This is a genomic window from Streptomyces sp. NPDC096311 (assembly GCF_044763085.1).
GTDB lineage: Bacteria > Actinomycetota > Actinomycetes > Streptomycetales > Streptomycetaceae > Streptomyces.
In genome coordinates, this window is sequence record NZ_JBIWFN010000004.1 from 322,661 (window position 1) to 344,727 (window position 22,067).

Here is a 22,067-nt window from a genome sequence, read left to right on the forward strand (position 1 = left end):
GATCCCTAGAGCTTGATCTCGATGTCGACACCGGCCGGGAGGTCGAGTCGCATCAGAGAGTCAACGGTCTTGGGCGTCGGGTCGAGGATGTCGATCAGGCGCTTGTGCGTGCGCATCTCGAAGTGCTCGCGCGAGTCCTTGTACTTGTGCGGCGACTTGATGACGCAGTACACGTTCTTCTCAGTGGGCAGCGGCACCGGGCCCGCGACCGACGCACCAGTGCGGGTCACCGTCTCGACGATCTTCTTCGCCGAGCTGTCGATGACCTCGTGGTCGTAGGCCTTGAGCCGGATGCGGATCTTCTGTCCCGCCATGGCTACTCAGTAGTCCTTTGTCTCGTGAAACGCTCTGGAACCCGGGGGTTCGCGTCCCGTATCTCCGACCCACGCGGTCGGGTGTGTCGCGCTCCTGCCGCAGAAATATCCGTAACGGATTTCCCTACGAGGGACGCGGCCCGCCCGAAAGCAACCGCAGGACCGGAGGCTGGAACACCCACCGGGCGCCTGGCCCGCACCCCGCTGACACTTCCCGAAAGATTCCCGTACGTCCGCCTCAGCGCTGCCTTACGGCAGTTGAGGCGACGAGTACTGTGGGACTCGCTTCCGGTCCTCCCGACGGGAGGCGCGCAGCATCGGCACTCGACCGAGCAACTCCGACAGTCTGCCATACGGGGCGGGGGGCTGGCCAATCGAGCCGAGGATCGTACCCCTTGAGTGATGCAGGTCAAACCCTGGACGCGTGCGCGCCCCGGCGGAGGTCGCTCCGATCGGCCTTGGGGTGATCGGCCGGGGCACCTGCTGACGGTGAGTAGCCGCCAGCAAACAGTGCGCAACGGGGCGGGCGCCGGATCATGCGGCGACGGCTCAGGCCCACAGGACGACGAACACGGGTACGGCACAGGCCAGAGGCCCGAGCAGGGCGAGCCGGGTCGTTCGGGCCAGTCGGCGAAAGCCCGGAGCGACGTAGAGCCCGCCCAGGAGGACCGCACCCACTGCGACCTGCGTGACCGGTGTCAGCAGGATCGGCCAGGGCGAACGCCATCCCTCTGAGTCCGCCGAGTCCGCGGCGTACACAAGAAAGAAGAGCCCGGCCGTGACGGCCATCAGCAGAGCCGCGCACCCCCAGAAGAACCGGGCGAGCCCGGCGAAGACGGGCCAGTCGGCGAGATCGCGGGGCTTGACGACGCGTACGGGACCTTGTGTGACGCTCATGGCGCCAGCCTGTCGCCTGACGTGGGCGGGCGGCATGAGCGTGCGTACTCAACCGGTACTCAAGGAGGTACGTGACGGCCTTGCTCGGGGTCCCGCCGACCTCACAGTTTGCCGGTGATGACTCCGCGCCAGGTCCACCCCGCGCCCAGAACGGCGTCATGCAGGGGGTTCTTGAGCTCAGAGCTGTCGAAGCTGAACGTCTTGGTCGCTTCGAGACCGCCGTCTTCGCCCCCGCCGAGCGTCCACTGCTTCGAGACCGTCTGCACCTGGCCGCGTTGGGCCTTGGCCGCAATGGACAGCCTAGGGATGCCGCCGACCCAGGTGACCTCGTACTGCTGGTCGAGGGAGCGGACCTCGTTCTTCTCCGGAACCAGGCGCATGCGGACCTGGAACACCCGGCTCACCTGGGTGCGGGCGAAGAAGGTCTGCCAGGCCGGCTCCAGCATCCGCCACTCCGCCACCAGCTCGGCACCCTCCGCGCGGCCGTCCCGGACGACGTACGGGACGTCAGAGCGGTTGAGGCCGAGCAGCGCCGCGCGGACCTCGGCGACGGATCGCGGGGCGACACCGTCGGCCGGGCGCTTGGTTCCGGTCAGCTTGTCGAAGAGGCCCATGACGTCAACCTATGAGGGGTCGGATCGTCGGTGCAAAGATCTGCCGCGGCCTCGGGGTGCGCCTCCACTGGACGCGCTACGAAGCCACGCCGGCTTCCGGGCGGACCGTGCGCACGAAGTCCCGGAAGTCGTCGAGGACGGTGGGGTGTTGGGACGCGGCGGCGGTCAGGGCCAGGCGGATCACCGACTGCTTGCGCGGATCGGCGACGTCCAGCATGGACAGGTAGACCTGCGATGGGATGAGGTCGGGGGGCACGCCGCCGACGACGGCCGAGACGGCGAGCGTCTGCGTGAGGCCGGGCGCCTCCGCGGAGCCGATCCCGCGACGTCCGCCGGCCCGTTGAGCGCGAGCAGCGCGGCCCGGAGTTCCCTCGTCGGCAGCGGTACGACACCTCTGTCGGGCATGGGTGCCGGTCAGCTTGTCGAAGAAGCCCATCGGATCGACCTGCCTGAGTAGGCGCGCACGGACGGGATGAGTAGGACGCCCGATGCCCTGGACGGCCGGCGTTGCTGGGATGGAGCCCATGACGACGCAGAACGACGGCGCGACGCGGCTCCCTGTTTTCCACAAGACGTGGTGGAAGGCGCCTCTCGTAGCCTCCCTCCTCGGTCTGCCACTCCTCGCCTGGGAGTACAGCCTGTGCCGGGCCCACGGCGAGATGTGGGACGTGCTCTATTGGGCCATGGGCCTGTTCGCGATCGCCTGGGCCCTCCCCCACCGCTGGTCCACGCGGACACTCCGCGTGGTGATAGCCAGCCTCGCACTCGCGTGCACGCTTCTTCCCGGGCTGTTCGCAATTCTCATGGGCGTGGCAGTGGCTGTGTCCTGACGACCGCCCACGGCCGTGACACCGTCCGGGCCGTATCAGAACTGCTCGACCTTCTGGCCGTCCGGAACCTGATAGCAGCCGGATACGACGAAGAAGTTGAGGTTCGGCGGATTGTCCTTGGCCTGGTAGATGATGTTGACGCTGAATTTCTTCGTGCCGTTGTCGGCCGTAAGGTTGAGGTTCTTGTTCCGGCTACTGTCCGGTCCATATTCGACGACCTCCCAGCCATGCTTGGGCAGTTTTGTCTTGAGCTGTTCCATCGTGCCCTCGAGCTGCTCGGACGAGGTCGGGGTGAAGGACCAGGAATGGAAGATCTGGAAGTACTTATCCGGGTCCTTCTTTCCGCACTCCTTGACTCCCGGCCCTGTGTCGGATGCCTTCCCTTTGACGCCGATCAGGTTGTACAGCTCGCTGGAGGTCTTCTTCACAGTCTCGGCAGCGTCACTCGACGTGCTGACGCCGGAAGACGGGATGTCGTCGGAATTTTTGGTGTCAGTCATGCTGCATCCGGTGAGGGTCGCAAGGGCGATGGGCAGGGTGAGCGCGATTGCGCCCAGTTTCGTCTTCACGTCGGGGACCTCGTTTGATCGAACCGGGGCACGGGCCGGTGGGTTGGTCGGGCAAGCCATGCTTCCTACTTCACATGCGCCCAGGGGTCCGGCGGCGGCTTCAGCTGTACGTCGTCACCCTTTCCGACCGCGACCCGGGCCTGGTTCCGCAGGCTGTCGGAGCCCACATCCCAGTAACCGCTGTGGCCTTCGGTATCCGTGGTCATCTGGTTTGCACCGAAGCTCGGATCACTGGGGATGACCCAACCGTCCCCACCGTGGCCGAAGCGACCGATGTCCGGAACAGGGTCTCCGTCGGCCTCCTCGTTCCACACGTGCCCGGCGGGGACATCCAGGTCCGTTGCATGGGAAACCTTGACGCCGGGACTGCCCGCGAGGACAACATCATCGGCGTTGAGCTGCCCCGTCTGGGCTGCGGCGCCGACAAGGGTCGTTCCGTACGAGTGCGCGATCACAGTTCGGTGCGGATCCGAATCGCCGGAATGCGATGCGTCAAGACCGTCCATGAAGTCGCGAAATGCCGGAGCGCCGTCATATGCGTAGTGTTCGAACGGCGAGTCTTTGACGAGATTCTGAGGTGCGTCGTAGCCGAGCCAGGTGATCGTAGAAACAGACTCGCCGTGTGCCTCGGTATTGGCTACACGCCACAGGTCTGTCATCCGGCCAATATCACCGTTGATTTTTCCCAGATTCGCTGTTGTGCCCGGCACATATACTGCCTGATGATCAGCGGTGTCGGGATTTCCGTTGGCGACAATCGCCCGCCCATTGCCGTCCGCGCTGAACCCCAGCAGATACGCCTCGGGCAGCCCGCCATTACCCGTCGCGTCGAAGCGGGTCTGGATCGACTCCATGCCCTTGAGGGATGTGGTGAGGTGGTCGTACCGGTCCCCGTACTTGTTGTACCAGTCCATCCATTCATCGGTATGCACCTTGGACGCGTAGCCCCCGGCGCTGATCCAGGTCCACTCATTGAGCGGCGGCGCCGGGATCGAATTCAGCTCTGTCTGCATCGTGCCCCTCTTCTCGTCGAACACGATGCGGTTGGCCTCGTCCCGAACCGTGGAGGGGAGACCGTCGAGCGCGCCCACGGAGTCGGGTTGCATGGACAACCAGGCGGTCTGCTCCTCCGCGCTGAGTCCCTTCCACCACTCCGCGTTGTCCTTCGGGCTGCCGTTCTTGGGCGGCTGCGGCAGCGAGTCGAGGTACTTCTTGCCCGCCTCGCTCACACCCTTCGTGTCCGAGGAAGCGTCGGCCCAGTCCTTGTCGGAGACGGTCAGATCGTCGTCCGCCTTCAACGCTCGCAGCTTCGGTGCCCACTTCTCGTCGGCTTCCGTCGCCTCCTTGAGGGCGGCGGCGATCTGGTCGGCGTACTCCTGTGCAAGGCGGTGGTTGGGGTTGGGGTCGAAGTTCGCCGCCTGACGACCCACCGCGGAGGCCGTGTCATCCGTCAGGCCGCTCACCGTGCCGCCCTCGGGGATCTTGCCGTCGTCGCCCTTTTCCCCACCCGGCGGATACGCGATCGAGCCGTCGCCGTTCACGGTGAGCTTCGCCGCCAGGGCGCCTTCGAGCGCCGCGTCGAGCTTGCTCTTGGCCACTCCCATCTCGTACGAGAAGGCTTCGAGAGCCGTACTGACGAGACCGCATTCGGCCTGGATGTAGTGGAAGTTCTTGCCCAGCTCCGTCAGCTGTTTGATCGCCGCGGTCGCGGCTTCGCCCTTCAGGGAGTTCCTCATGGCCACGGCGATCTGGTTTTCGATGCGGTCCTTGGCCGCGCTCGCCATGTCAGAGGTGCTGCGGTATCCGTCGGCCGCTTCCGAGAACTCGGTCGGCTTGAGGGCTTTGAGCGTTGCGAGGTCCATGACGTCTCGTTACCGCCCCTTGTCCTGGCCGCCGACAGCCGCCGTATCCGAGTACGCGACCTCCAGGTTGCCGATCTCGACCTCGATCGCCTCGTCGGTCTTCAACTGCTCATTGCCCGTCTTCTCCAGCACGCCCGAGAGCTTCCCGCAGCGCCCGCTCACATCCTTGACGTAGCGCTCCCACGAGTCATGGACGTCCTTCTGGGCTCCGGCAGTCAGGCAGCCGGCATTCTCGCCAAGGCCGTTCTGGCCGTCCGCCAGCGCCCCCAGCGCCTTCCCGATGCCCTCACGAAGTGAACCGACGTCTTCCCCCGCCTTGGCCCAGGCCCGCTTGTTCGACACCAGTGTGCCGCCGTCACCACCTGGGTCCATCGGTACGTGGTTCAACTGCATCTGGGCTGAATGCCGCCCTGCCGCCGCAGTCTTGAGCTGTTCCCACTCGTCCCACGCCATGCGTGGCCCCTCCCCCGTGCCTCGTCGTACGCCGCCTCACCCATGTAAATGTGCGACCGCGACGCTTGATGATCGAGAAATACGGTAGCGCCGCTTCATCACATGCCCATCCGTATCGGCCACCATGGCGCTTGAGTATCCGTACTCAGACGGCGCCAGGGCCTCGGCTGGCAGAGGCATTGCCGTCGCCGTCCGGTGCGCTGGGAGGCGAGTACGGCGGAGGCGTAAACACCGGTGCCATATACGAGAGTTGCCCTGGCGTGGACGCTGTTGCCATGCTCAGGCTTGCGGTGACCCGGCGCTTGCGGATGACCAGGAAAGCCCCGACCGCCGCGCCGAGGAGGGCTACAGCGCCGATGCCCAGGGTGATCCATAGGGTGTTGCTGCCGTGGTCCTTCGAGGAGGCTTCGACTGCCGCGTCCTTTGCCGGAGCAGCGGGGTCCTTACCGGCAGCAACTCCAGGCGAAGGTGACACCGAGGCCCCAGCAGGGAAGTCCCCGAGCGGGTAGACGTCGGTCGGGCCCGGGTCACCCGGGGTCTGCAAGGCGATGCGAGGGCGGACGATGCCGTAGCCGATGGAGTCGTTGCGCTTCGAACCGTCTGTGGGGCCGCCGGCGGTGTTGAGCATGACCCGTAGGACCTGGTTGTTGGTCCAGGTCGGGTGCTTGGACCAGATCAGGGCGGCGCTGGCTGAAGCGAGGGCGGTGGCGTCGCTGGTGCCGTGGGAGCGACAGAGGCCGGTGCCGTTCGGGCATACGTGGTACATCTCGTCGCCGGGGGCGGCGATGTCCACCTGGGGGCCGTACTCGGATTCGGTGGTCTTGCGAAGATTCTTGCCTACTGCGCCCACGCCGACCACGCCCGGGGTGGCGGCGGGGTATTCCACCGGGTTTCCCTCGTCTTCGCTGCCGCTGTTTCCGACGCCCGCAAAGATCAACGATCCCTTGTCCAGCGCATACTTCACAGCGGCAGTGAGCTGCTCCGATCCTTCAGGCACCGCCATCGAAATGTTGATCACCCGTGCGCCGGAATCAGCGGCGTAGCGAATCCCGCGGCTGACGGTCTCGCTGAACTCCTTGGTGTACCGGACACCGTCCAAACCCCTGTCGGGCGTCCGCACGGGGAGGATCTTGGCTCCTGGTGCGAGGCCGAAAGTGCCGGCGCCTCCGTTGGCTTTGCCGGTACCGGCAATCAAAAGGGCCATCCCGGTTCCATGGCCCTCATAATCCGTGTGCTCGTCGCCGGGCGATTCTGGTGCTTCGTCCTTGCCGGGGAGCACCTGTCCCTTCAGATCGGGCAGGTCGTCGTTCACACCCGAGTCGATGACGGCCACGGTGATCCCTTTGCCCGTGCTGGTCTGCCACATCTGCTCGGCCTTCATGGCCGTGAGGTGCCACTCCCGTTCCCGGATAGCTTCCGCGTAGGCCGGAGTGGCCGAAATGCCCACCACCAGCAGGCCCACGGCTCCGGAGACGACACTCCCAAGACGGGCTTTCCTCATCGTGCTGGCAGACATCTGCTTCCTCTGGGTCTCATGTGCAGGGTCGGTCGCTTGCTGGCGGCTCGGTCGTCGAGTGACCGTTCCGCTTCCCGGTTTCCTGCTCCTCGGTTCGGCGGTCGGCCCCCCTGTCTTGCTCGTTCTTGCGTCTCGTCGCGTTCGATGCCCGGGAACCGTTGGGCGGCGCGCTCGTACGTCCGGCAGCGCTCGATGTGGGCGTAGCGCCATCGGAGTCCTGGTTCCGCACCAAACCCGAGCCACCACGGGTAAACGGTCGGGTTCCCAAGCGCTTCTGCTGCTGTGGGCGGCCACCCACGACGCCGCTCCCCGAACCCGTTCCCGTGCTTCGCCGGTCGGCAGGTGTCGCACGCTGTCCGCTGCCCGCTCCACCTGCACCCGTAGGAGGCTTCTGGCCACTAGTGCCACGACCAGGCGCGCTGGGCGTCTCACCCCCTACGACAGTGCCGCGCGACAGTCCACGGGTCGGTCTACCAGCGGCCGGTGACGTGGGACGGCCGCCAACGATGCCGTTACTGCCCGGCACCCGTCCGGGAGGTGTGCCTGCGATCCCCCGTCCCGGAGGCACCGCAGGGCGGCCACCGATCGTCGGACGCGCTGTGCCTGTCGGGCTCCCCGGCTCGGCCGCACCTCCGACGCTCCGTACGCTCCTCGAATCCGGCCCCGCCGGTGCGCGCCCGGGCTGAGACGAAGGACGGCCCCCGATCATCGCGCGCCCCGGTTTGGTCGGGCCTACGGGCGAACCTGGCACGCCGCCCAGCATCGGCCGAACTGTCCCTGCCGGCAGTGTCCCACCGCCATCGGTGCCCCCAATCGGCGGACCAGCCGGACTCACCGGATGCGACGACGGCGTTTGCGGAAGCACCTGCGTGCCGTCGATCTTCACGCCCACGTGGTCGGCCACTTCGGGCAGCGAGTGCTCAACCGTCCGGCGCTCGTCGGGTTCGCCGTCGCCTCGTGCTCCACCCCCAGTAACCTCGGCCACAGTTTTCTGCGACCCGGAGGAGGGGGAGGAGGTAGCAACCGCGTGCCTGCTGGACGCCATGTCAGCGGCGCCGCCTCCTGTTGACACGACTTCGTTTTCCCAGACACGGGGCGCCTTCGGCTGAAGCTGCACCGGCGGCGGCGGAAACGTTGGCCTCTCCAGCCCATCCAGTTGCGTAGCCGACAGCTGGTACGCCTGCCCCAGCTTCGTCATCTGGGCGGCGGCCTCCTGGCGGACCTTCTCCTTGTTCGCCGCCAGTGCCGCGAGCTCGGTCGTGGACTTGCTGCTCACCGCTGCCGCGTCGGGGTCGTTGTGGGCGGCTGTCGCCGCGTCCAGGTTCGCCTGGGCACCGGCCTTGTCGCGGGGGATCGACGCCTGGGCCGTGGCGATCGCGTCGGAGGCGTGTCCCAGCCAGGTCGCCGAGTCCTCGCTGAAGTCGCCCAGGCGCAGGGTCGAGTTGGCGAGATCGCCCGTCCAGGCTCGGAACGCGTCCGCTCCCTCGCCCTTCCATTCCACCCACTGCGGGCGGACCTTGAGCTCTTCGGCGATCTTGCGGATCTCCTTGGCCGCCGCGGTCAGCCGGGTGGCGGCGGCCTGCACGGTGCCGGCGTTCGCCTGGTCGAGCCACGCCAGCATCTGCTCGTGGCTCATGTCCTCGAAAGACGTGCCGCCGGTCCCCTTGCCGGACATCAGAACTCCTCCATCGGATCCATCAGATGCTGCCACCCGAGTCGCCGCCCGCCGCCGCCTGGTCCGGCTTTGCGTCACTGCCGCCGTCGTGGCTCTTCTTCGGGAGGCCTGGGTCGTATTCCCCGCCGTAGTGCTTCGCGGTCTCCGCGCTGATCGCCGTCATACGGTCCCGCACGTCCAGGTCGATGTTCTGGTAGCCCTTGTGCGAGGCCAGCACCGCGATGTTCATGCCCTCCATGGAGTCGGACAACAGCTTCGACAGGCTCTCCAGCTCGGTGATCACCGTCTCGTACGAGGTGAACAGTCCGGATGCCTCCGCCCACGCGCCCGCTCCGCCGCCGAACTGGTGGCGTGCCAGCTGCTCCTGCCCCACCTCGCCCGGACCCGCCGCCGAGCCCTTCAGGTCGCGGATCAGGTCATCCACGCGCTTCTGGAACTTCGTGAACGACGACAGCTCGGTGACCACGTCACCGATCGCGTTCTGCGCCGCGTCGAACACGCCCGACGCCCACGAGGACGTCGTCTCCGACGCCGATCCACTATCACTCGGCAGCACAACACCCTCCCCCGTAAAACGAAACAGCCGAAGCCGCACCTACAACTCTAGCTACCGGCAGTGACAGTCCACAGTCGCCCCATCGCAGGGAGCGATCACAACAGGCCATCCGCTATCCAACGAGGATCAGTACGGCCAGTCGGCCGGGGCGACGAGGGCCAGGTAGGCGAGCGACACGATGCCGGGTGTTGAGGTCGTTGAGGAGCACGGCTCTACTCAACCTCCTCCCGCGTAACGGCACATGAGTGCGCGTACTCATGTGAGGGCGCGAGTGACCAGAGGGAACGGGCGTCAGCTCTGCGACGCGTACGTCACGAAGTCCGCCCACGCGTGGGGGGCGAGTGCCAGACGCGGGCCCTGGGGGTTTTTGGAGTCGCGGACGTGGATGGTGGAGGGGGCGGCGGCTATCTCGACACAGTCGCTGGGGTTACTGCTGTCGCTGTAGCTGCTCTTGAACCAGAGGAGTTCGGAAGCCTCCTCGACAGCGGTCTTACGGATCATGTCGCTCCCAGCACTCACTCAACAAAGGCCAGAGACTCCCCAGGCCGGAGAGCCTGAGCCCGGATGATTCCATACCGCAGTTCGAGAACCCGGAGTTGCCTCGGATCGGAGACTGGACGCCCACCGAACTCGTCGTCGGTCCGTCCCACCCCCGTACCGTCACCGAACTTCAGCACCTGGATCCGCCCTCCGGTTCCAGGGTGGTCCGCACTGGCAGTCGGCATCACCTGGAATTCGACGTTCGGCAACTGGGCGACCTCCAGCAGGCGTTCGAGTTGCCTACGCAAGACCATTGTCCCTCCGATGGGACGTTCAAGTGTCACCTGTTCCTGGACAAAGCTCAGTTCAGGAGTGCTCTCCCGCTCGAAGATGGACTGTCGAGCCATGCGTGCGGCCACCGCTCGCTCGAGCTCATCCGGCGACAACTTGGGCCTCCAAGTCCCCAACAACGCCCGCGCATACTCCTCCGTCTGCAACAGCCCATGAATGTTGTGGTTGCTGTACAGCTGAAGCTCGACCGCCCGCTCCTCCAACATCTTCAGCTCGCGCACCTTCTTCGGATACCGAGCCTTCTCCATGTCCTCCTTGAACGCGCTGATGAGCCCCCGCGCGTTCAGGACCTCGTCCGCCCTGTCCAGGAACTCCGCCCGCGGGATGCGCGCCCCGCGCTCCACCTTCCGGACCAGATCCTCGCCGTACCCGATGGCCAGCCCGAAGTCGGCCGCTCGCATCCCGGCGGCCTCCCTCCAGAGCCTGATCTGTCGGCCGGCCGACTCCACCACCGGGGCGATCTCGTCCTCCGGACTGACGTCCCAGCCCGGCTCATCCGTACCCTCGCCCGTACCCTCGCCGCTCATGCCCACCCACCTCCAACGCCCACCCGTACCCGTGCGGCACTCGGGACAGCCGGGACAGAGCAGGACAGCGGCCGGACAATCCCTGTACGCACAGGCGTCATCGCAGCTCAGAGTAGGCAGGGTCCGCCACGCTGAGTGATGTGAATCAGGAATCCGCTGGGCCCCCAGCCCAACTCGACTGCCAAATCCGCAACTTCAGTGTGCTGCTGTCCCCCACGCCACGCGGCGCCCGGCTGGGACGATTGCTCGCCGCCGAACAACTCCGGTCCTGGGGAGTCCCCTTGCACCCGGCGGAGCACATCGTGAGTGAGCTGGCCGCCAACGCGGCCACGCACGGCCGCGTACCGGGCCGGGACTTCCGGCTCACGCTGTACGTCGTCGGCGGCACCCTGCGGATCGAGGTGACCGACACCCGGGGTGATCAAATCCCCCGGGCCCGTACGGCGGACGTCGACGCCGAGTCCGGGCGCGGTCTGCTGCTCGTGGACGCCCTCGCCGACCGCTGGGGTGTGGCGCCGGGACCCGTCCCACGCAAGACCGTCTGGGCCGAACTCGACCTCTCATCACCGGAGCACAGCGGATCGTGCTCCGGCGCGACCGGCGGTCTTCCCTAAAAACACGAGGGGAAAGAAACCCCACCAAGCCCCACCCCTCCCGCCCGCCGAAACGGCGACCCCCGCGCAAACTCACTCCCGCGAGTGAATATGCCCAACTCGGCTGGATTCGGGACCGGTTGCCTGCCTTACGCTCAGCGCGACACAGCACAACCGCAGACATGCGGCAGAAAATGCGACGGCCCCCGCCGGGACTGGCATCCCAATGCGAGGGCCTGACCACCGAGGAAGAGGCAACTTCCTGATGGATACACAAAACCCTAGCGCGCCCCCGCGCGCCCAGTCCCGTATCGCGGGTAAAAACCACCCTGGCCGTCCGAACCGGCACCCTCATTCCGGCGTCGTTCACGACAACACCCGCCACACCACCCGCTTCACGGTGATCGGCAACCACCTCGCCCAGCACCCGGAGCTCTCAGGACTCGCGATCGGGCTGGCCGTCTACATCCAGTCCCTCCCCACCGGCGCCCGCGTCGACATCAAGACCCTCGCCGCCCGCTTCCCCGAGGGACCGACCCGTATCGCCGCCGCCCTGCGCGAGCTCGAAACCCACGGCTACCTCCGCCGCACCCGCGAACGCACCCACGCCGGCCGGATCGTCACCCGCACGATCTCCTGCAATCAGCCCGGACACCACGGAACGCCGGCCGACACCCCCAGCAGGCCCACCCGACGCCCGGACCCAGCCGAACGCCCGCCCCGCAAGCTCCTCCCCGCCGTGCCCCAGCCCGCGCACACCTCCCCCACCCTCCTCCGGACCGCCATCGACCTCCTCGTCGGCCTCCGCCGCCACGACTCCCGGCTCCTCCTCTCCGTCACCGACACGGAGCACCTGGCCCCCGGAGTCGCCACCTGGCTGGAACGCGACCTCACCCCCACCGCCGTACAACACGCGCTGTCCGCGGACCTGCCACCGGAGGATCTACGCCGCCCAGCCGCCCTTCTCGCCCATCGACTCGCCGCGCAGCTGCCGCCTCCGCCGCCGTTCCGCGTGCCCGCGCCGCCCCCGGACGTACGACATCCGCTCCAGAACTGCGAGGGCTGCGACCGCGCCTTCCGCTCGCCCGGCCCCGGCCGCTGCCGCGAATGTCGATGCTCACACGACGGGGGCCGCCCAGCATGAATGTGCCGATCCTTGCCGCCCCCGCCTCCGTCGACTGCGGTCCGAAGGAGGTTCTGCGGCAGCACGGCCGGCTCCTTGGACGTGAGGTTCCTGCAGGGGAGTCCGCCGCTGCGGCGACGCAGGACTCGCCCTCACCAGCGCCCCAGCCGGATCCCCTGGCCGGGGCACTCCTGGAGGACACCATGAGCACACTGGCCGACCACGGACACGAGCTGATCCCCCGCCCCGAGCAGAACCCGGACGCGCTCCGCGCCGCTCTCGCCACCGTTGCCCCGGGCCGCTTGGAGGAGATGCAGGCCACGAAGGACGAAGCGTTCGCCAAGGCGGTCGAGTGGCAGTCGTTGAGCCCCGTTCAGAGCTGGGTCCTGATCTGGGCCAGGGACATCGAGATCGCCTGCCGCCCAGATCTGTCCACCCGCTTCGCCCACGCGCAGAGCAAGCTGGAGCATGAGGACCCCGTCACCGCCCAGGAAGCCCTGCGGGAGCTGAGCGGCGTCCTGGACGACGCCATGAAGGCAGTGCGCGGTTGAGCTGGAAGTGGGAGTACGCCTTCGGTGCGGAGGCAGCCGCCCGCACCGACATCATCATCCCTGGCGGCATGTTCACCTATCAGGTCGTCATACGCCACGAACGCGTCTACGTCGTTCAGATCACTTACCTGGGCTTCTGACGGCGGAACGGCAGACAAGGAGCGGGCGCCGTGACCATCGCCCCAGACGACGCGCAGCAGGGCGGTTCCCGCCGGAACCAGACCATGCGGGACTTCGTTCAGTCCATGGACGACACCACCACCGCACCAGCACTCCGCATGGAGCACTCCCGCGCGACACCTCACCCCCGCCCGACGACGCTGAACGCATGGCAGAAGAGACCATCACGCTCCCCGAGCGGCCCGAACAGCCCCTTCCCTCGGTTCGGGACTGGCCCGCCGGTGAGCTGAACGCCACCGAGTTCGAGCCGGTGCTCGCGGAGCTGATGCGGGAGAGGCCGCTGACGCGGATCCGGCTGCCGTACGGGGAGGGCTGGGCGTGGCTGGCGACGCGCTACGACGACGTGAAGATGATCACGAACGATCCCCGGTTCAGCCGGCGGGAGGCCTCCGTCCGGCAGGTCACGCGACTCGCGCCGCACTTCGCGCCGCGCCCCGGGGCCCTGGCCTGGGCCGATCAGCCCGACCACAACCGGCTCCGGAACGCCGTCTCGGCCGCCTACACCGTGAGCGCCGTGAAGCGCCTGCGCCCCCGCGCCCAGGAGATGCTCGACACCCTGGTGGACGGGCTGGTGGCGGACGGCCCCCCGGCGGACCTGGTCGAGCGGGTCCTCGAACCCTTCCCGATCAACGTCGTCTGCGAGGTCATGGGCGTACCCGTCGACGAGCGGCAGAAGTTGCACGACTGGACGCGGGAGATCATCAGCACGGCGGGCGGCGCCGAGGCCTCCGAGCAGGCCAAGAAGGGGCTCTTCGGGTGGATCGGGGAGGCCGTCCGCGAGCGCCGCGATAGCGATAGCGATAGCGATAGCGATAGCGATAGCGATAGCGATAGCGATAGCGATAGCGATAGCAACGGTGACAGCAAGAGCAAGAGCGACGGTGACAGCAAAGACGTGCTGGCCCTGCTCGGTGGTGCCGTGCGGCGCGGCGAGCTCGGCCTGGAGGAGGCGATCAGTGTCGCCGGGCCGCTCCAGATCGGCGGCGAAGCCGTCACCAACAACAGTGGCCAGATGTTCTACCTCCTCCTCACCCGGCCCGACCTGCTGGAACGCTTCCGCGACGACCCCGCCTCCCGCCCGGCGGGCATCGAGGAGCTCCTGCGCCACATCCCACACCGCGCCGCCGTCGGGCTGCCCCGCATCGCCACGCAGGACGTCGACATCCACGGCACCCTCGTCAGCGCGGGCGACGCCGTCTACGTCTCCTACCTGGCCGCCAACCGCGACCCGGACGTCTTCCCCGACCCCGACCGGATCGACTTCGACCGGGACGCGGGCGCCCACGTTTCGTTCGGCAACGGGCCGCACTTCTGCACGGGCGCCGTCTTCTCCCGTATGCAGATCGGGCTGCTGATCGACACCCTGCTCGAACGCCTGCCCGGGCTGCGTCTCGCCGTACCCGCCGACCAGGTCCCCTTCCGGCAGCGCACGATGATCCGCGGTCCGGTGGCCTTGCCGGTCACCTGGTGACACCCCGGTCCACACGGTGACTCTCCGGCGGGCCCAGGTACGTCGGCCCGAGCCCACCCGTGTCGATCACCAGCCGTTGCAGCACCACCGTCGGGTCGACCATCCAGAACTTCAGGCGGTGCACCCCGGGAGCAGCGATCGCATGCCTCGTCGACGTCATGTTCACGTTGTCCGACGTGTTGCGGGCCCACTGGCTGTTCATCAGGCCGTCGTCGGCTCCCGTGGCCGCGTGGATGTCGACCGTCCGCGGCGGCACGTCGTCGAAGGAGAGCGCGTAGCGAAGACCGCCCGTCGGAAGGGCCGGGTTGCGCGGGGACAGATACGCCCACACGGTCACCGTGCCGGCACTCAACAGGCTCACCTCGTACTCCAGGCGGGGGGAGACCGTGCCGCCCGGCGTCCGGCGCGGGGCCGTCACGGGGTACGGCGTCATGCCCGCCCCGGTGCGGCCGATCCGGTCGATCCGCCGCCAGGTGCCCACCGCCCGTACGCAGTGCTCCGCGTCCATCGCCACATACCCGCCCGCCTCGACGAATCCCCGCAGCCCACGGGCGGACGGGTGCTCGGCGATCACCGGCACGACCACCGAGCCTCCCGCGCCGCTCACCGTGATCCGGGCCTGCGTACGGCCGTGCGGCGCCCGCGACCAGTCGGCCTTCACCACCACCCGCGCCTGGTCCCGGACTCTCCCGCGCGGACGATCCACGGTGATCCACGGCTCCGACGCCTCGATCCGGTAGTCGAAGGCGTCCCGGCCCCGGTTGAACACCTCGATGTACGGCGCCGGACCCGTCCGGTACGGGCTCAGCACCACCTCCGCTCCCGGAGAGCCGTCGACCGCCACCCCCAGCTCGGCGCCCGGCGGCAGTTCGATGCGGCGCACCGCGGGGAACAGGACGTCCGGCAGTGCCACGTTGTTCAGCTCCGGCTGCTGCCAGCTCGCGTTCGGGCCGTAGCGCGCCACATCGCCGTAGTCGATGTGCGGCTGTGTCTGGAAGCCCGCCCATGTGCCGCCCGCGACGCCGTGGTTGAAGCGTTCGGCGAGCGCGAAGTCCCGTTGCAGGGCCGCCTCGGCCGCCGCGGCCAGGTCGTTCGCCGCCGCCCGGCCCTGGGCGGCGTAGAGCAGGTTCGTGAACTCGGCCTCCCGCAGCTCGTACAGGTTGGCCGTCGCCTCGACCTCGTAGCCGACGAGCTCGAACCACGCGTCCCGCGCCGAGTCCGGCAGCCGTCGCGCGATGTGCCCGGCCCGTGCCGCGAGCGTCCGCCACTCCTGTGTGACCTGCTCGAGTTCGCGGCCGTAGAAGGGGGTTGCCTGGTCGTCGTACACCACCGCGCCCGATGCCGGGTCGAGGGTGATCCGGCGGTTGAGGAGTTCCGGCTTACGGCGCGACTGGAGTTGTCCGTACGTCGCCAGTACGTCCGCGATCGCCGTCGCCTGCTCCGCGCCGAAGTTCTGCCGCGCGTACCGCCTCTCCCACGCGCCGAGCGCGCCAGGCGCGTCCCAACGGCCAGGATTCCAGGCGTAGTCGAGGAAGAACTCGGTGGGCAGCTCGTTGCCCTTGAGGTCGCCGACGTTCGTCACCCACAGCCCGTGGTTGCCGTACGCGTGCGCCTGGTGGAGCTGGTCCCAGAGGTTGGGCAGGTTGGCGGTGTCGACCCACTTGTAGTTGCGGCCCGCGCCCACGTAGTCGAAGTGGTAGTAGAGGCCGTAGCCACCGGGCCGCGCGGGTTCGGCCGGGTCGGGGTGCTTGCGGATGTTGCCCCAGTTGTCGTCCGTCAGTACGACGGTGACGTCGTCCGGAGCCCGCAGCCCGCGGTCCCAGTACCGCTGGACCTCCTTGTAGAGCGTCCACACCTGGGGGACCGAGGCCGGGTCGCGGCCCGTCACCTCGGCGATGATCGTCCGCTGCGCGTCGATGATCTCCCGCATCAGCTCGACGCCGTCGCCGTCCGGCAGGCTGGTGTCGCCGTTTCCGCGCATCCCGAGCGTGACGACGCCCTCGAAGTCCTGGTCGGCCATCCGGCGGATGCCGTCGCGCCAGTACGCCTTGAGCGCGTCGGCGTTGCGGCGGAACGACCACTCCCCCGTACCGCCGTACGGGTCATGGCCGGGCGTGACGACGGTTCCGGCGCTGTCGCGCACGGCGGGTACCGCGTGCCGGTTCCACTCCTCGATGCCCCGCATCATGGGCGCCTCGTGAGACGTGCCCATGACAATCCCGTACTCCTTGGCGCGGGCATGATTGCGCGGGTCGTCCTCGGCGAAGGCGCGGCCCCACACCGCCGGCCACAGGTAGTTCGCCTTCAGGCGGAGCAGTACCTCGAAGACCTTCGCGTAGAAGTCGGCGTTGAAGCCGCCGTCGTACCCGGGCGCCTTGCCGGGGCCGAAGTAGGCGGGGGCCCAGGTGCCGAGGGCCGGGTTCTCGTCGTTGATGAAGATCCCGCGGTACTTCACCGCGGGAGTGCCCTGGGTGTGCCGTCCCGGCAGCACGTGGAGCGCGTCGCGGTGGACCGGGCGTACGTCGTCCCACCAGTACCAGGGCGAGACGCCGATGCCGTACGAGACGTCGTACGCACCGAAGATCGTGCCGCGGGGGTCGCTGCCCGCGACGACGAAGGCACGGTCGACGCCGGGCATCGGCCGCTCCACGACGGTCTGCAGGGAGGTCTCCCACCGTCCTCGCACCCCCGTGACATCCAGCTTCCCCGTGGCGATCAGGCCGTCGACCAGCGGGCTGCGCCCGATCGTCCCGACGAGCACGACCTCCCGGGCCATTCCGTCTCCGGGCCGTACGTCCGTCACCCGTTCGAGGTCGTCACGGAGGTCGCCCGCCACCCGTACGACTCCGGGGTGGTCCTCCGGAGAGACCACGACCGGCGCGCCCACCAGCGAGAACGCTCCGCCGGTGAAGGAGATGTACGCGCCGGGGTCGGTGGGCCGCGGTCGCCCACCGTCCGCCCACGCCTCTCCCGACAGCACCGGTAGCGCCGCGATTCCGGCACCGAGTCCGGCACCGAGAACGGTTCTGCGGCTGACGTCTCCAGACATTCCTCACCCCTCGCCCCGACGGCGTACGAATTTGCTCAGCGGCATGACAAATAGTGGAGGGAGGGTCGCGCGGGGGGAATGGGTCGTCGGCGTCGAATACTTTCGGAGGCCGTCGTCGGCTTACGGGGGCCGCCATCGGGGCTACGGAGGCCGCCATCTCGCTTACGGAGACCGCCATCGGCCGACGGAGGCCGCCGTCATTGGCCGACGGAGACCGTCATTGGCCGACGAAGGTCAGTCATCACGCTCACGGAGGCGGCCATCAACTTACGGAGGCCGTCATCAGCCTACGAAGGGGATCAGCACGCTTACGGAGACCGTGATCGGCCTACGGAGAGCGTCATCGGCCTACGGAGACCGTCACCGGCAAAGATCGTCGGCGGTGCCGGCCACGGCCGGGCCGAGTCCCGCCGGAAGGTGGGCCACGACCAGGGCGACGGCCGCTTCCGCCGTGTCGGTCTCGCCGAGGACGGTCCCGACGCGTGGCACGAAGACCCGGAAGCGCCCGTCGTGCCGAGGCAGGACGCTCGGCACCCGCAGCACGTACGGGTACCGGGTACAGCTGCTCAGATGCAGGGCGAAGTGGCTGTTGTACGGATACAGCTGCCGCAGTGTCCGTTCCGCGTGGGCCACCTCGATGAGGTGCACGATGCCCGGGTAGCCCACCCCTGGCCGGAGGACCTCCTGCCGCTCGCGACGCCACTGCCACACCAGCGCCAGCCGCCGCCACCGCTCCTCCACGACATCGGCCGGGCCACGCAGATGCGCCGCCGCCATGTCCGGAAGGACCGGCTTCGCCGGCAGCGGCCGACGTCCCACCGCGCCCAGGTCATTGGAATCCACGCTCGCAGTGTGCGCGATGGGCACGGCAAAGGGGCCCGTACGACCGAAGTCGTACGGGCCCCTTCAAGGAGCTCGCGAGGAGCTACCAGGCTGTCAAGCCAACAAGGACTACTTGTTGATCTTGATGACCTGGCCGGCGCCCACGGTCCGGCCACCCTCACGGATGGCGAACTTCAGGCCCTCCTCCATGGCGACGGGCTGGATGAGCGAAACGGTCATCTCAGTGTTGTCGCCCGGCATGACCATCTCGGTGCCCTCGGGGAGGGTCACCACGCCGGTCACGTCCGTCGTACGGAAGTAGAACTGCGGACGGTAGTTGTTGAAGAACGGCGTGTGGCGGCCACCCTCGTCCTTGGACAGGATGTAGGCCTGGGCCTCGAACTCGGTGTGCGGCGTGACCGAACCGGGCTTGATGATGACCTGGCCGCGCTCGACGTCCTCGCGCTTGATGCCACGGAGGAGCAGACCGACGTTCTCACCGGCCTGGCCCTCGTCGAGCAGCTTGCGGAACATCTCGATGCCGGTGACCGTGGTGGTGGTCTTCTCCTGCTTGATGCCCACGATGTCGACGGTCTCGTTGACCTTGAGGACACCACGCTCGATACGACCGGTGACGACGGTGCCACGACCGGTGATCGTGAAGACGTCCTCGATCGGCATCAGGAACGGCTTGTCGACGTCACGCTCGGGCTGCGGGATGTTCTCGTCGACGGCCTGCATCAGGTCGAGGACGGTCTGGCCCCACTCCTTGTCGCCCTCAAGGGCCTTGAGCGCCGAGACCTTGACGACCGGCAGGTCGTCGCCCGGGAACTCGTACTCGGAGAGCAGCTCGCGAACCTCGAGCTCGACGAGCTCCAGGATCTCCTCGTCGTCCACCATGTCGGCCTTGTTCAGGGCGACGACGATGTAGGGAACGCCGACCTGGCGGGCCAGGAGCACGTGCTCCTTGGTCTGCGGCATCGGGCCGTCGGTGGCCGCGACCACGAGGATGGCGCCGTCCATCTGCGCCGCACCCGTGATCATGTTCTTGATGTAGTCCGCGTGACCGGGGCAGTCGACGTGGGCGTAGTGACGCGTCTCGGTCTGGTACTCGACGTGCGCGATGGAGATGGTGATACCGCGCTGGCGCTCCTCAGGAGCCTTGTCGATCTGGTCGAAGGCCGAGGCCTCGTTCAGGTCCGGGTACGCGTCGTGCAGCACCTTGGTAATGGCGGCCGTGAGGGTCGTCTTACCGTGGTCGATGTGACCGATGGTGCCGATGTTGACGTGCGGCTTAGTCCGCTCGAACTTCGCCTTCGCCACTGGGTCCTCCTGTGGAGTGGTTCTGGTACGCCTTACTCATCGGCGCCAGGTGATCTTTGCTGGGATGCCGCCCGCCGGGGTTCTCCCCCGGGGGACGATCTCTCGTCCCCTTGCCGGTTCGAAGCCCCGGCGGTCGGTGTCAAGCCTAAAGCGTGTAAACGGGGTGCGTTACTCGCCCTTGGCCTTCGCGATGATCTCCTCGGCGACGTTCCGGGGAACCTCGGCGTAGGAGTCGAACTGCATCGAGTAGCTTGCGCGACCCGAGGTCTTGCTGCGGAGGTCGCCGACGTAGCCGAACATCTCCGAGAGGGGCACGAGGCCCTTCACGACGCGGGCGCCGCTGCGCTCCTCCATGGCCTGGATCTGGCCACGGCGGGAGTTGAGGTCGCCGATGACATCACCCATCGACTCCTCGGGCGTGGTGACCTCGACGGCCATCATCGGCTCGAGGAGCACGGGAGAAGCCTTGCGCGCGGCCTCCTTGAAGGCCTGCGAACCGGCGATCTTGAACGCGAGCTCGGAGGAGTCGACCTCGTGGTAGCCACCGTCGAGAAGAGTGACGCGGACGCCCGTCATCTCGTAGCCGGCCAGGATGCCGAACTGCATGGCCTCCTGCGCACCGGCGTCCACCGACGGGATGTACTCCCGCGGGATACGGCCACCGGTCACCTTGTTCACGAACTCGTACGCCGGACCATCGGTCTCGGTGATGGGCTCGATCGCGATCTGCACCTTGGCGAACTGACCGGTACCACCGGTCTGCTTCTTGTGGGTGTAGTCGTGACGCTCGACGGTCTTGCGGATCGTCTCGCGGTACGCGACCTGCGGCTTGCCGACGTTGGCCTCGACCCTGAACTCGCGCTTCATACGGTCGACCAGCACCTCGAGGTGCAGCTCGCCCATACCGCCGAGGATGGTCTGGCCCGTCTCCTCGTCCGAGTGAACGTGGAAGGAGGGGTCCTCCTCCGCGAGACGCTGGATGGCGACACCCAGCTTCTCCTGGTCACCCTTGGACTTGGGCTCGATGGCGACCTGGATGACCGGCGCCGGGAAGTCCATGGACTCCAGGATCACCGGGTTCTTGTCATCGCAGAGCGTCTCACCGGTCGTGGTCTGCTTCAGACCCATCACGGCGACGATGTCGCCGGCGCCCACCGCGTCGATCTCCTCACGCTTGTTCGCGTGCATGCGGTAGATCTTGCCGATGCGCTCCTTCTTGCCCTTGACGGAGTTCAGCACGGCAGTGCCGGTCTCCAGGCGGCCCGAGTACACCCGGACGAAGGTGAGCTTGCCGAGGTGCGGGTCGCTCATGATCTTGAACGCCAGCGCAGACAGCGGCTCGTCCTCGGACGGCTTGCGCTTGACGACGACCTCGGGGCTCTTGACGTCGTGGCCCTCGATGGCCTCGACGTCGAGCGGGGTCGGCAGGTAGCGCACGACCGCGTCGAGCAGGGGCTGGACGCCCTTGTTCTTGAACGCGGTGCCACAGAACACCGGGGTGACCGTGACGCCGTCACCCTTGCCGGACGCGATGGTGATGCGACGGATCGCGGCGTACAGCTGCTCCTCGGTGGGCTCCTGGCCCTCCAGGAACAGCTCCATGATCTCGTCGTCGTTCTCCGCGACGGTCTCGACCAGCCGGCCGCGGTACTCCTCGGCAGCCTCGGCGTGCGTGGCGGGGATGTCGACGACGTCGTACATCTCGCCCTTCGCCGCCTCGGCGGACCACACGAGCGCCTTCATGCGGACCAGGTCCACAACGCCCTTGAAGTCCATCTCGGCACCGATCGGCAGCTGCATGATGATCGGAACGGCGCCGAGCCGGTCCTTGATCATGTCCACACAGCGGTGGAACTCGGCGCCGGTACGGTCCAGCTTGTTCACGAAGCAGATGCGCGGCACGCCGTAGCGGTCGGCCTGACGCCACACCGTCTCGGACTGCGGCTCGACACCGGCGACACCGTCGAACACCGTGACGGCACCGTCGAGGACGCGCAGCGAACGCTCCACCTCGACCGTGAAGTCGACGTGCCCCGGGGTGTCGATGATGTTGATCGTGTAGTCGTCGTCCTCGAGCGGCCAGTGACAGGTGGTGGCAGCAGAGGTGATCGTGATGCCACGCTCCTGCTCCTGCTCCATCCAGTCCATGGTGGCAGCGCCGTCGTGGACCTCACCGATCTTGTAGCTGACGCCGGTGTAGAAGAGGATCCGCTCGGTGGTGGTCGTCTTGCCCGCGTCGATGTGGGCCATGATCCCGATGTTGCGGACCCTGGCCAGGTCAAGTGAAGTGGTAGCCATAAGGCTTCGGTCT

General features: G+C 67.6%; 22 protein-coding genes. 6 read left to right on the top strand and 16 right to left on the bottom strand.

Annotation, left to right across the window (positions count from 1 at the left end; genetic code table 11):
* Positions 1-5: 5 nt before the first annotated feature.
* From rpsJ to ACIRA5_RS13080, 4 genes are all read right to left on the bottom strand, one after another.
* Positions 6-314 (bottom strand): 30S ribosomal protein S10, encoded by a 309-nt coding sequence (gene rpsJ, locus ACIRA5_RS13065; protein WP_003948644.1) that lies wholly within the window; start codon positions 312-314, stop codon positions 6-8.
* Between the two features lie 549 nt (positions 315-863).
* A complete protein-coding gene (locus tag ACIRA5_RS13070; RefSeq protein WP_403690276.1) occupies positions 864-1,211 on the bottom strand; it encodes a hypothetical protein in 348 nt (115 codons plus the stop codon).
* A gap of 101 nt (positions 1,212-1,312) precedes the next feature.
* Positions 1,313-1,825, bottom strand: coding sequence for a hypothetical protein (locus ACIRA5_RS13075; RefSeq protein ID WP_403690277.1), 513 nt, complete (start codon positions 1,823-1,825; stop codon positions 1,313-1,315).
* A 76-nt stretch (positions 1,826-1,901) separates the two neighbouring features.
* Entirely contained in the window at positions 1,902-2,261 is a 360-nt protein-coding gene (locus tag ACIRA5_RS13080; protein WP_403690278.1) for a hypothetical protein, read from the bottom strand.
* Between the two features lie 88 nt (positions 2,262-2,349).
* Between ACIRA5_RS13080 and ACIRA5_RS13085 the strand changes: the two genes are divergently transcribed.
* On the top strand, positions 2,350-2,655 hold the full coding sequence (locus ACIRA5_RS13085) for a hypothetical protein (protein ID WP_403690281.1): 306 nt from the start codon (positions 2,350-2,352) through the stop codon (positions 2,653-2,655).
* Between the two features lie 35 nt (positions 2,656-2,690).
* Here ACIRA5_RS13085 and ACIRA5_RS13090 read toward each other — a convergent pair whose 3' ends face one another.
* From ACIRA5_RS13090 to ACIRA5_RS13125, 8 genes are all read right to left on the bottom strand, one after another.
* Entirely contained in the window at positions 2,691-3,224 is a 534-nt protein-coding gene (locus ACIRA5_RS13090; RefSeq protein WP_403690284.1) for a hypothetical protein, read from the bottom strand.
* A gap of 65 nt (positions 3,225-3,289) precedes the next feature.
* Positions 3,290-5,086: an alpha/beta hydrolase gene (locus ACIRA5_RS13095; RefSeq protein ID WP_403690286.1), complete on the bottom strand. Its 1,797-nt coding sequence runs from the start codon at positions 5,084-5,086 to the stop codon at positions 3,290-3,292.
* A gap of 9 nt (positions 5,087-5,095) precedes the next feature.
* Positions 5,096-5,539, bottom strand: coding sequence for a hypothetical protein (locus tag ACIRA5_RS13100; RefSeq protein ID WP_403690288.1), 444 nt, complete (start codon positions 5,537-5,539; stop codon positions 5,096-5,098).
* A 145-nt stretch (positions 5,540-5,684) separates the two neighbouring features.
* Complete coding sequence (mycP, locus tag ACIRA5_RS13105; protein WP_403690290.1) at positions 5,685-7,055, bottom strand: type VII secretion-associated serine protease mycosin; 1,371 nt, start codon at positions 7,053-7,055, stop codon at positions 5,685-5,687.
* Between the two features lie 16 nt (positions 7,056-7,071).
* Positions 7,072-8,730, bottom strand: a complete 1,659-nt coding sequence (locus ACIRA5_RS13110) for a translation initiation factor IF-2 (RefSeq protein ID WP_403690292.1) — start codon at positions 8,728-8,730, stop codon at positions 7,072-7,074.
* 22 nt (positions 8,731-8,752) lie between these two features.
* On the bottom strand, positions 8,753-9,286 hold the full coding sequence (locus ACIRA5_RS13115) for a hypothetical protein (protein ID WP_403690295.1): 534 nt from the start codon (positions 9,284-9,286) through the stop codon (positions 8,753-8,755).
* Between the two features lie 291 nt (positions 9,287-9,577).
* A complete protein-coding gene (locus ACIRA5_RS13120; RefSeq protein WP_403690297.1) occupies positions 9,578-9,787 on the bottom strand; it encodes a DUF397 domain-containing protein in 210 nt (69 codons plus the stop codon).
* Positions 9,788-9,801: 14 nt separating this feature from the next.
* Positions 9,802-10,644 (bottom strand): helix-turn-helix domain-containing protein, encoded by an 843-nt coding sequence (locus ACIRA5_RS13125; RefSeq protein ID WP_403690299.1) that lies wholly within the window; start codon positions 10,642-10,644, stop codon positions 9,802-9,804.
* A 140-nt stretch (positions 10,645-10,784) separates the two neighbouring features.
* Here ACIRA5_RS13125 and ACIRA5_RS13130 point away from each other — a divergent pair, with 140 nt between their 5' ends.
* The 5 genes from ACIRA5_RS13130 (at position 10,785) to ACIRA5_RS13150 (ending at position 14,562) form a co-directional block, all read left to right on the top strand.
* Positions 10,785-11,258: an ATP-binding protein gene (locus ACIRA5_RS13130; protein ID WP_403690301.1), complete on the top strand. Its 474-nt coding sequence runs from the start codon at positions 10,785-10,787 to the stop codon at positions 11,256-11,258.
* 244 nt (positions 11,259-11,502) lie between these two features.
* Positions 11,503-12,381, top strand: coding sequence for a helix-turn-helix domain-containing protein (locus ACIRA5_RS13135; RefSeq protein WP_403690302.1), 879 nt, complete (start codon positions 11,503-11,505; stop codon positions 12,379-12,381).
* Positions 12,382-12,563: 182 nt separating this feature from the next.
* Positions 12,564-12,911, top strand: a complete 348-nt coding sequence (locus ACIRA5_RS13140) for a hypothetical protein (RefSeq protein ID WP_403690303.1) — start codon at positions 12,564-12,566, stop codon at positions 12,909-12,911.
* Entirely contained in the window at positions 12,908-13,051 is a 144-nt protein-coding gene (locus ACIRA5_RS13145) for a hypothetical protein (RefSeq protein ID WP_403690304.1), read from the top strand. The genes ACIRA5_RS13140 and ACIRA5_RS13145 overlap by 4 nt, the downstream gene beginning before the upstream one ends.
* Before the next feature lie 188 nt (positions 13,052-13,239).
* Positions 13,240-14,562 carry a cytochrome P450 gene (locus ACIRA5_RS13150; protein WP_403690305.1) on the top strand — a complete coding sequence of 441 codons (1,323 nt, stop codon included), beginning with the start codon at positions 13,240-13,242 and terminating at the stop codon, positions 14,560-14,562.
* On the opposite strand, the gene ACIRA5_RS13155 is transcribed toward ACIRA5_RS13150, so the two are convergent.
* From ACIRA5_RS13155 to fusA, 4 genes are all read right to left on the bottom strand, one after another.
* Positions 14,552-17,611: a glycosyl hydrolase 115 family protein gene (locus tag ACIRA5_RS13155; protein WP_403690307.1), complete on the bottom strand. Its 3,060-nt coding sequence runs from the start codon at positions 17,609-17,611 to the stop codon at positions 14,552-14,554. The two genes, ACIRA5_RS13150 and ACIRA5_RS13155, sit on opposite strands and share 11 nt — an antisense overlap.
* Positions 17,612-17,971: 360 nt before the next feature.
* A complete protein-coding gene (locus tag ACIRA5_RS13160) occupies positions 17,972-18,454 on the bottom strand; it encodes a DUF6193 family natural product biosynthesis protein (RefSeq protein ID WP_403690310.1) in 483 nt (160 codons plus the stop codon).
* A 108-nt stretch (positions 18,455-18,562) separates the two neighbouring features.
* Positions 18,563-19,756, bottom strand: a complete 1,194-nt coding sequence (tuf, locus tag ACIRA5_RS13165; protein ID WP_060900339.1) for an elongation factor Tu — start codon at positions 19,754-19,756, stop codon at positions 18,563-18,565.
* Between the two features lie 168 nt (positions 19,757-19,924).
* Positions 19,925-22,054 carry an elongation factor G gene (gene fusA / locus ACIRA5_RS13170; RefSeq protein WP_403690313.1) on the bottom strand — a complete coding sequence of 710 codons (2,130 nt, stop codon included), beginning with the start codon at positions 22,052-22,054 and terminating at the stop codon, positions 19,925-19,927.
* Positions 22,055-22,067: the final 13 nt, after the last annotated feature.

Excerpts from the sequence above, each read along its gene's own strand:
- ACIRA5_RS13070 (WP_403690276.1), bottom strand. The coding sequence starts at position 1,211 with ATGAGCGTCACACAAGGTCCCGTACGCGTCGTCAAGCCCCGCGATCTC.
- ACIRA5_RS13100 (WP_403690288.1), bottom strand. The coding sequence starts at position 5,539 with ATGGCGTGGGACGAGTGGGAACAGCTCAAGACTGCGGCGGCAGGGCGG.
- ACIRA5_RS13085 (WP_403690281.1), top strand. The coding sequence starts at position 2,350 with ATGACGACGCAGAACGACGGCGCGACGCGGCTCCCTGTTTTCCACAAG.
- ACIRA5_RS13125 (WP_403690299.1), bottom strand. The coding sequence starts at position 10,644 with ATGAGCGGCGAGGGTACGGGCGAGGGTACGGATGAGCCGGGCTGGGAC.
- ACIRA5_RS13155 (WP_403690307.1), bottom strand. The coding sequence starts at position 17,611 with ATGTCTGGAGACGTCAGCCGCAGAACCGTTCTCGGTGCCGGACTCGGT.
- ACIRA5_RS13140 (WP_403690303.1), top strand. The coding sequence starts at position 12,564 with ATGAGCACACTGGCCGACCACGGACACGAGCTGATCCCCCGCCCCGAG.
- ACIRA5_RS13120 (WP_403690297.1), bottom strand. The coding sequence starts at position 9,787 with ATGATCCGTAAGACCGCTGTCGAGGAGGCTTCCGAACTCCTCTGGTTC.
- ACIRA5_RS13095 (WP_403690286.1), bottom strand. The coding sequence starts at position 5,086 with ATGGACCTCGCAACGCTCAAAGCCCTCAAGCCGACCGAGTTCTCGGAA.
- fusA (WP_403690313.1), bottom strand. The coding sequence starts at position 22,054 with ATGGCTACCACTTCACTTGACCTGGCCAGGGTCCGCAACATCGGGATC.
- ACIRA5_RS13080 (WP_403690278.1), bottom strand. The coding sequence starts at position 2,261 with ATGGGCTTCTTCGACAAGCTGACCGGCACCCATGCCCGACAGAGGTGT.
- rpsJ (WP_003948644.1), bottom strand. The coding sequence starts at position 314 with ATGGCGGGACAGAAGATCCGCATCCGGCTCAAGGCCTACGACCACGAG.
- ACIRA5_RS13150 (WP_403690305.1), top strand. The coding sequence starts at position 13,240 with ATGGCAGAAGAGACCATCACGCTCCCCGAGCGGCCCGAACAGCCCCTT.
- mycP (WP_403690290.1), bottom strand. The coding sequence starts at position 7,055 with ATGTCTGCCAGCACGATGAGGAAAGCCCGTCTTGGGAGTGTCGTCTCC.
- ACIRA5_RS13135 (WP_403690302.1), top strand. The coding sequence starts at position 11,503 with ATGGATACACAAAACCCTAGCGCGCCCCCGCGCGCCCAGTCCCGTATC.
- ACIRA5_RS13110 (WP_403690292.1), bottom strand. The coding sequence starts at position 8,730 with ATGTCCGGCAAGGGGACCGGCGGCACGTCTTTCGAGGACATGAGCCAC.
- ACIRA5_RS13075 (WP_403690277.1), bottom strand. The coding sequence starts at position 1,825 with ATGGGCCTCTTCGACAAGCTGACCGGAACCAAGCGCCCGGCCGACGGT.